Annotated in this window: 9 protein-coding genes; 3 read left to right on the forward strand and 6 right to left on the reverse strand. The window is 58.4% G+C overall.

What is annotated here, in order from left to right:
• Nucleotides 1-223: thymidylate synthase (locus tag VMW13_09225; protein HUV44995.1), on the forward strand; the 223-nt coding region annotated here is incomplete at its 5' end.
• A 68-nt stretch (nucleotides 224-291) separates the two neighbouring features.
• On the opposite strand, the gene nadA is transcribed toward VMW13_09225, so the two are convergent.
• From nadA to VMW13_09255, 6 genes are all read right to left on the reverse strand, one after another.
• Nucleotides 292-1,206, reverse strand: coding sequence for a quinolinate synthase NadA (gene nadA / locus VMW13_09230; GenBank protein HUV44996.1), 915 nt, complete (start codon nucleotides 1,204-1,206; stop codon nucleotides 292-294).
• Between the two features lie 52 nt (nucleotides 1,207-1,258).
• Nucleotides 1,259-1,702 (reverse strand): MOSC domain-containing protein, encoded by a 444-nt coding sequence (locus VMW13_09235; GenBank protein ID HUV44997.1) that lies wholly within the window; start codon nucleotides 1,700-1,702, stop codon nucleotides 1,259-1,261.
• Nucleotides 1,703-1,805: 103 nt separating this feature from the next.
• The gene (gene mnmA / locus VMW13_09240; protein HUV44998.1) at nucleotides 1,806-2,912 is read right to left on the reverse strand and encodes a tRNA 2-thiouridine(34) synthase MnmA; all 1,107 of its coding nucleotides are present in this window, start codon (nucleotides 2,910-2,912) and stop codon (nucleotides 1,806-1,808) included.
• Entirely contained in the window at nucleotides 2,909-3,631 is a 723-nt protein-coding gene (locus VMW13_09245) for a UPF0280 family protein (GenBank protein ID HUV44999.1), read from the reverse strand. The genes mnmA and VMW13_09245 overlap by 4 nt, the downstream gene beginning before the upstream one ends.
• A 70-nt stretch (nucleotides 3,632-3,701) precedes the next feature.
• On the reverse strand, nucleotides 3,702-4,220 hold the full coding sequence (locus VMW13_09250) for a DinB family protein (protein ID HUV45000.1): 519 nt from the start codon (nucleotides 4,218-4,220) through the stop codon (nucleotides 3,702-3,704).
• Between the two features lie 107 nt (nucleotides 4,221-4,327).
• A complete protein-coding gene (locus VMW13_09255; protein HUV45001.1) occupies nucleotides 4,328-4,747 on the reverse strand; it encodes an NfeD family protein in 420 nt (139 codons plus the stop codon).
• Nucleotides 4,748-5,007: 260 nt separating this feature from the next.
• Here VMW13_09255 and gatC point away from each other — a divergent pair, with 260 nt between their 5' ends.
• Together gatC and gatA are read left to right on the forward strand one after the other, a co-directional pair.
• On the forward strand, nucleotides 5,008-5,295 hold the full coding sequence (gene gatC / locus VMW13_09260; GenBank protein ID HUV45002.1) for an Asp-tRNA(Asn)/Glu-tRNA(Gln) amidotransferase subunit GatC: 288 nt from the start codon (nucleotides 5,008-5,010) through the stop codon (nucleotides 5,293-5,295).
• Nucleotides 5,296-5,410: 115 nt separating this feature from the next.
• Entirely contained in the window at nucleotides 5,411-6,877 is a 1,467-nt protein-coding gene (gene gatA, locus VMW13_09265) for an Asp-tRNA(Asn)/Glu-tRNA(Gln) amidotransferase subunit GatA (GenBank protein HUV45003.1), read from the forward strand.
• Nucleotides 6,878-7,385 lie beyond the last annotated feature (508 nt).

A 7,385-nucleotide genomic window follows, 5' to 3' on the forward strand; every position in this document is an offset into this window, starting at 1 on the left:
TACCAGAATCCGTGATGGCCGGCTGTGCTTTGTGGTCTATTTTCGTTCCTGGGACCTCTGGGCCGGTTTCCCCTCCAACCTTGCCGCTCTCCAGCTGCTCAAGGAGTACATGGCCAGCGAGATAGGTGTTGCCGACGGTGAGCTGGTTGCCATGAGCAAAGGACTGCACCTTTACGAGTACTGCTGGGAGCTGGCCGGGATTACTGCCAGGATTACTGACTAGTACCTGGTTGCACAAATCCGCGTAACATTCAGATTCTGCTGCTTCCGCCTGCCTGAAACTGTCCCCGGTTATACCGTCGCCAGCATCCGGTTCACAGCCTGTAGTGCCCTGATGCGAACTGGTTCCGGTACGGTCACCCGGGGCGTCATCTCCTTGAGCGACCAGAGCACCTTCTCCAGGGTGATGAGCTTCATGTTGGGGCAGACCGCGCGCTCGGACGCGGGGATGAACTTCGTATCGGGGTTCTCCTGCTGCAGGCGGTGGATTATGCCGACCTCGGTCCCGACAATTAACTCCCGGACATCGGGCCGGGCGGCGTACCGGCAGATTCCACCGGTGCTGAGAACGGCATCCGCCATCTCAATGACCTCGGGCCGGCACTCCGGGTGGACCACGACCTTTGCCTGCGGGTGCTCCTTCTTCTTCTGAATGATGTCCTCGCGGCGTATGCGGATATGAGTCGGGCAGTAGCCGGGCCACAGGTGTATTTTCTTCTCCGTCTGAGTAGAGGCATAGTGACCCAGGTACTGGTCCGGGACAAACAGTATCTCGTTGGAATCCAGGCTTTCAATCACCTTCACGGCGTTGGCCGAGGTGCAACAGATGTCCGATTCCGCCTTGACATCAGCGCCGGAGTTCACGTAGCAGACAACGGTAGCTCCGGGGAACTCTCTTTTCTTTTCCCTGAGCTTTTCCGCCGTAATCATGTCCGCCATCGGGCAACCGGCATGGGCGTCCGGCAGGAGGACCGTTCTATCCGGGCAAAGAATGGCGGCAGTTTCCGCCATGAATTGTACTCCGCAGAAAACGATTACGTCGGCGTCCGTCCCGGCGGCCTTCTGGCTGAGTTCCAGGGAATCACCGACGAAGTCGCCGATATCCTGCACCTCAACCCTCTGGTAGTTGTGGACCAGGATAATGGCGTTTCGCTCTTTCTTGAGGCGGTTAAGTTGCTCGACAAGGTCGGCGTCTCTATTCTGCATCTTTGCCTGGTCTCCACTCATCCGTACAATGTCTCCCGTGGTTTCCGGGAGCTTACTCCTCTTCGACCCGCTTGATATCAGCGCCGGCACGGACGGTGCCGCCGTGGACTACCCGGGCAAAGACGCCTTCCCTGGGCATTATACACTTTCCGGTCTGCCGGAGAATGGCGCATCCGGTGTGGCATTCCTTACCGATTTGGGTCACCTCAAGCGTGACGCCATCACCCACTCCCAGAAAAGTACCTATCGGCAGTGTGAATAGCTCTATCCCTTCGGTGGTAAGGTTTTCAGCGAAATCACCGGGGCCTACATCCAGCCCCATATCACGCATCTTCTCAATACTTTCAGTTGCCAGAAGGCTGACCTGACGGTGCCAGGCACTGTCCGCGTGGGCGTCATTCTCGATGCCGTAGTTATCGTGCAGGATAACCTCGTCGACTACGTCCTTCCTGGTGCCTGTGGTGTCACTCCGGCAGACGGCAATCACTTTGCTCACTCTTCTCTCCCTCGAAGGCCGTGTTTATGGTCTTCTGCTGGCCAACCCTGCCCTTTATCTCATTATACCCTAATCAGTGCCTGCCTGTGGACTTCACACACCGTTACAATGCGGATTCGTGCACTACCCGGACGATTGTCCCGCCGCCAACCACGGTATCGCCATCGTAGAAGACGATTGCCTGGCCTGGCGTTATCGCCATCTGCGGCTCCCGGAATACCACCCGCACTTCATCCTCACCAGAGGGGGTCACAACGGCTTCGGCCTCCTGGTGAAGATAGCGTATCTTCGCACGGACGGTTAGCGGTTTCTCCGGTCTCTTCACGGATACCCAGTTCAATGCCGAAGCGACAAGCCCGGTGGCGTAGACCTCTTCCTTACCGCCGACGGTAACAGTGTTTTTCTCCCTGTCAATGGTAACCACGTAGAGCGGTGCCCGACTTGATATCCCCAGTCCCTTGCGCTGTCCTACGGTATAGGAGGTAATGCCGCGGTGCTCACCGAGGATGTTCCCCTCCCGGTCCAGTACTGGCCCGGGCCCGGCGTCGACACCGGTGTACTCTCTAACGAACCTGGCATAGTCATTATCCGGAATGAAGCAGATATCCTGGCTTTCCGGCCGGGCGGCGACAGATAACTCGAGTCTTTCCGCGATACGACGTACCTCCTGCTTGGTCAGTTCTCCGAGGGGGAACAGGGTGTGGCCAAGCTGTTCCTGGTTCATCATGTAGAGCACGTAGGCCTGGTCCTTGCTGCTGTCAGCGCCCTTCTTGAGAAGGTACCTGCCGCTGCTCCTGTCTATTCTGGCGTAGTGGCCGGTGGCCACCATGTCGGCGCCAAGCTCCTGTGCCCTTCTCCGAAGGGCCTCGAACTTGACGAACCGATTGCACCGGATACACGGGTTCGGGGTCCGGCCGAGGCTGTACTCACGGCAGAAATCGGTAATCACCTCTCGGATAAATATGTCTCTGAAGTCGGCCACGTAGTGGGGAATGCCCAGTCTGTGGGCTACCCGCCGGGCATCGGTCACGGTATCGGCCGCGGCATCAGCCCCGCAACAGCCGCCAGACTTCTCCGTTTCCCCGGTCGGTTCGTTGGCCGGATGGACCTGCATAGTTATCCCGATGACCTCGTGGCCTTCCTCCTGGAGGATGGCCGCTGCCACCGAGGAGTCCACCCCGCCGCTCATGGCAACCACGACTCTCGTCACGTCCGTACCAGCCTTATCTTGCCCCAGAGCGCCATCCTGTCGTTCCTGATGATGGCTACGCCTCTCAGTCCTTCGATCTCTTGTGCGAATGCCAGGCTACGGTCAATATCGGCTTCTTCCCTGACACGGTTACCTATCGCCGTTGCCGCGGCGTCGGCGAGAGCGGTACTGGGAGCCAGCACGATTACCGCATCGGCACTGCCGAGACTGAGGGAATGCCCCACGGTCCCGGAGGAAGTGCAGACGCCCAGCGGGGTCTCGCCCGCCCGTATCTCAAGAGCGACCCGGCCGTCGAAAGGCGGCTTTCCCGTGTGGATGCCCACCCGTCTCTTTTTCAGGTTCTTGAGGAAAATGTCCCCTCCGTTTTCGACAAGTACCTCCGGAGAGAGCTTGAGTAGCTCCCTGCCGACGCGCTCGGCGATGGCTCCGGCTACAGCCGCCATCGGGCCGACACCCACCTTCTCCGCCGCCTCCGCCATTTCCCTGACTATGTCGGGGGCCTCGTTCTCCACGGGGAATGGCTCCATGGCAGTGGCAAATCCGGGATGGTGCCGGATATAGTCCTCGAGGAAGCCTCGCTGCTGAACGACAACCTCGTGTGCCTTCTCTGTCAGGTCACGTTTTGCCCGTATGTACAGGTCGGTCTCCTTCACGACCACATTGAAGGAAACCAGGTCTTTGTCGACCGACCATAGTCGGTAAAACCTTGGCTCATACATAATTATAAGTCCACCAGGGGTCCGGCGGGTGCCGGGGCTGGCGACGCGTGTGAACGAGGCAACGGTGGGACTAGTGAGCCGGGGCGTCCACGAAGCCGCAGCGCTGTCCGCGCAGATAGTCTATCTGCCCCACGTGCAAGGCTATCTCGGTGGCAATCCGGCTCATTACACCGCCGATTGTATCCGGTGGGCGGTCGGGCCGTGCCAGTTCCAGCATCTTCTCGGCAGGGAGTTGTTCGAGGAATTCGAGGGTATTCTTGCGCACGGCACCAGCATAGGCACGGAGTACATCCAGTTCGGGTACCGGCCACGCCCGTAACTGCTCTGCAGTATAACCGTAGCCGGACTCGTCGGCAGGGGTGCCCAGCTTGCCGGCCCAGCCTTCGTCGTAAAGCCTGGGCTTTTGCCGGATGACCCGGTTAACGAAGAAGTCTTCCACCTGGGCGAAGTGCCACAGGATGAAGGCGATCGAGTTGCACTCATCGGTCGGCCGCCAGGCGGCATCCTCCTGAGTCAATCCCTCCAGTGACCGGTCAAGGTAGCCCTGGCTCTGGTTCAGAGAGGCAATGATTATCTCCCTGGCATTCATAAAATCCTCCTATCTCGCGTACTTGTTTTATTACGGTGGTGCGGATGATGCTATTCTACGTTCATGCCCGAGGGCTGTCAACGCTCAGGAGTCCGCTGGCCCGTGTGCTATTCTATGCCGGTCGATTCGTCCTGGTCGGTCTCACGCACGGTTAACCTCAGTCCTTTCTGCCCGATGACGACCACCTTCTTGCCGGGCTTCATCTCACCACTCTCCGCCTCCGCGGTCCAGATTTCACCCCGTATCTTCACCTGTCCGGAAGGATTCAACCGTCCTATCACTTCGCCCTGTAGGCCAATCATATCCGCCAGGCCAGCTACGGGCTTCACACTCAGGGCCTGCCTTGCCTGACGGTAGGTGTACACGTTCCAGATGCCCAGGGCAATCGATGTCGGCACCAGTATCCATACCTCAAGAGCGACATTTATCTGCGGAAGCCCCCAGAGAACAATAGCGACCAGGGCTGCCTCTTCCAACAGGCTGGTGAAAATCCTCCAGATAAGGAGACTTCTTACTGCGCTATCCATTATCCTTCTTCTGCGGGATGACAAGAATGGCCAGTCTCCGGCTATTCTCTTGTCTTCTCCAGACTCCATTATAGCAGGGTGCGGAGTGATATGTCGGAAGTGAGTCTGCATTGAGGGTACCGCCTGCATTGCAGACGCCGCCTGTATTGCAGACGGCAAAATCCCGGTGCTATACTAGACCAGTGCTTGTTGGCCTAGCGTACTTGACCAGCGTTTACAGGTCAAGCGTAATTGTACAGCATAGAGATACGAGGCAGGCAATGAAGCTTTCCCGCGAAGAAGTACTGCATATTGCCAGGTTGGCGCGTCTGGGACTGAGCGACGAAGATGTTGAGACGGCCAGGGAGCAACTCTCCAACATATTGGAGAACTTCGAGGTACTGCAGACGGTAGAAACGAACGATGTTCCACCGACGGCACAGTCCATCAACCTGAGCAACGTGCTCAGGAAGGACGAGGAATGTGCCTCCTTCACGCAGGAGGAGATATTGGCCAATGCGCCCCAGAAGGAAGACGACTCCTTCAGGGTCCGGGCCGTCCTCGAGTAATGGCTGTCGGCCAATTGTACCGGAAAGGTCTCTTCCCGGAGTACCTTACCGTTGGTTACAATGTTGTCGAAGCGGAAGAAAGACTGGAAAGAGACTAACGGGGAGGGGCCTGAAGTTGACTACCGACCGTGACCATCTGACGATTCACGAAGCACACCGTCTACTCGAGGAAAGAAGGTTCTCCTCGGTAGAGCTGACCAGGGCTTGTCTTGACCGCATACGCTATCTCGACGAGAGGGTCGGTGCCGTGGTGACTGTCACCGAGGAGCTTGCCCTCCGGCAGGCGGAGGAGGCGGATAAGCGCATTGCTGCCGGTGATGCCGGTCCACTCACCGGTATCCCGGTGCTGGTCAAGGACAATATGTGCACCAGAGGAGTCCGTACCACCTGCTCCTCGAAAATGCTTCAAAGTTTCGTTCCACCATATAACGCGACCGTAGTTGACAAACTCGAAGAGGCGGGGGCGGTAATCATCGGCAAGGCCAATATGGACGAATTTGCCATGGGCTCGTCAACGGAGCATTCTGCCCTTTTCCCCACTCATAACCCCTGGGACCTGTCCCGCGTACCGGGGGGAAGCAGCGGAGGCTCTGCCGCCGCTGTGGCTGCCGGTGAAGCTATCTTTGCACTTGGCTCGGATACCGGGGGCAGTATCCGCCAGCCGGCCGGTTTCTGCAGCGTCACCGGGCTGAAGCCTACCTACGGCCGTGTGAGCCGCTACGGCCTGGTAGCGTTTGCCAGTTCGCTGGACCAGATTGGCCCGCTGACACAGGATGTTACCGACTGCGCCCTGGTGATGAACGCCATCGCCGGCCACGATAACCGGGACTCCACCTCCGTCCCTGAGCCTGTTCCGGACTATACACAGTGCCTCAACGGGGACGTGAAGGGGCTGAAAATTGGTATTCCGAAGGAGTACTTCGTCGAGGGGATGCAGCCGGAGGTCGAGGACGCGATAAGGGCGGCAATCGGCCAGCTTGAGAAACTGGGTGCCAGCATAGACTGGGAGGTCTCTCTGCCGCACACCCGTCATGCCCTGGCAGTGTACTATGTTATTGCCCCCTCCGAGGCCTCGGCGAACCTGGCCCGCTACGATGGCACCACGTACGGCTTTCGCTATCAGGGTGGGGAAAGCATGTGGGATACGATGGAGAAGACGCGACAGTTCGGCTTCGGGGCCGAGGTCAAGCGGCGCATCATGCTCGGTACCTACGCCTTGTCCGCTGGCTATTATGATGCTTACTACCTGAAAGCACAGAAGGTGCGTACCCTGATACGGCGGGAGTTCGATGAAGCCTTCGAAAAGTTCGATGCCCTGGTGACACCCACGTCGCCCACGGTGCCGTTCACGATGGGAGAGAAGCTGGACGACCCGGTGCAGATGTACCTTTCGGATGTCTGTACCCTGCCGATTAACATTGCCGGCCTGCCCGCAATCTCGATTCCGGCCGGCTTTGCCGACGGTCTGCCGATAGGGATGCAGATAATCGCCAAACCATTCGCCGAGGAGACCATCCTCAGAATTGCCCATACCTACCAGCAGGCGACTGAGTGGCATGAGAAGAGGGCGAGGATAGTGTAGGGGAGTCTCCGAAAAGGTACAGCTTCTCTGGTTTCTCCATTTCTTCTGTTGAGGTGGAGACGAATCAAGGGGGACACCCCCTTGGACCCCCGTTCCAAAGTGGTTGCACTCCTCTGGATACCCCAAAAGGGGAAAAGGGGACGGCTACCGCAGGTAAGAGAAAGTGGAGAGTCCTGGGAAGGCGCAGCCTCTCTGGTTTCTTCTCCTTCCCCTGTTGAGGGGCAGCAGGAATAAAGGGGGACACCCCCTTGCACCCCCGTTCCAAAGGGGTTTCGCCTCTTCTGAGAGGCGCCCCCTCTGGACACCCCAAAAGGAGAAAAGGGGACGGCTACCGCAGGTAAGAGAAAGTGGAGAGTCCTGGGGAGGTGTAGCCTCTCTCACATCTATCTCCCCCTCCCTTTGGCAAAGGGAGGGGGACCAAGGGGGAGGGTTTCCTGAGTCTGAGATTGCTTCGGTGTCTCTTCGCTTCGCTCAGAGCCCCAGCTCGCAATGACATGGGGGCTACTTG

This window comes from Dehalococcoidales bacterium (assembly GCA_035529395.1).
Classification (GTDB): Bacteria; Chloroflexota; Dehalococcoidia; order Dehalococcoidales; family Fen-1064; genus DUES01.

Bases quoted from the DNA above. Each gene is read 5' to 3' on its own strand.
- nadA (HUV44996.1), bottom strand. From the start codon at position 1,206: ATGCAGAATAGAGACGCCGACCTTGTCGAGCAACTTAACCGCCTCAAG.
- VMW13_09245 (HUV44999.1), bottom strand. From the start codon at position 3,631: ATGTATGAGCCAAGGTTTTACCGACTATGGTCGGTCGACAAAGACCTG.
- VMW13_09250 (HUV45000.1), bottom strand. From the start codon at position 4,220: ATGAATGCCAGGGAGATAATCATTGCCTCTCTGAACCAGAGCCAGGGC.
- VMW13_09255 (HUV45001.1), bottom strand. From the start codon at position 4,747: ATGGATAGCGCAGTAAGAAGTCTCCTTATCTGGAGGATTTTCACCAGC.
- gatC (HUV45002.1), top strand. From the start codon at position 5,008: ATGAAGCTTTCCCGCGAAGAAGTACTGCATATTGCCAGGTTGGCGCGT.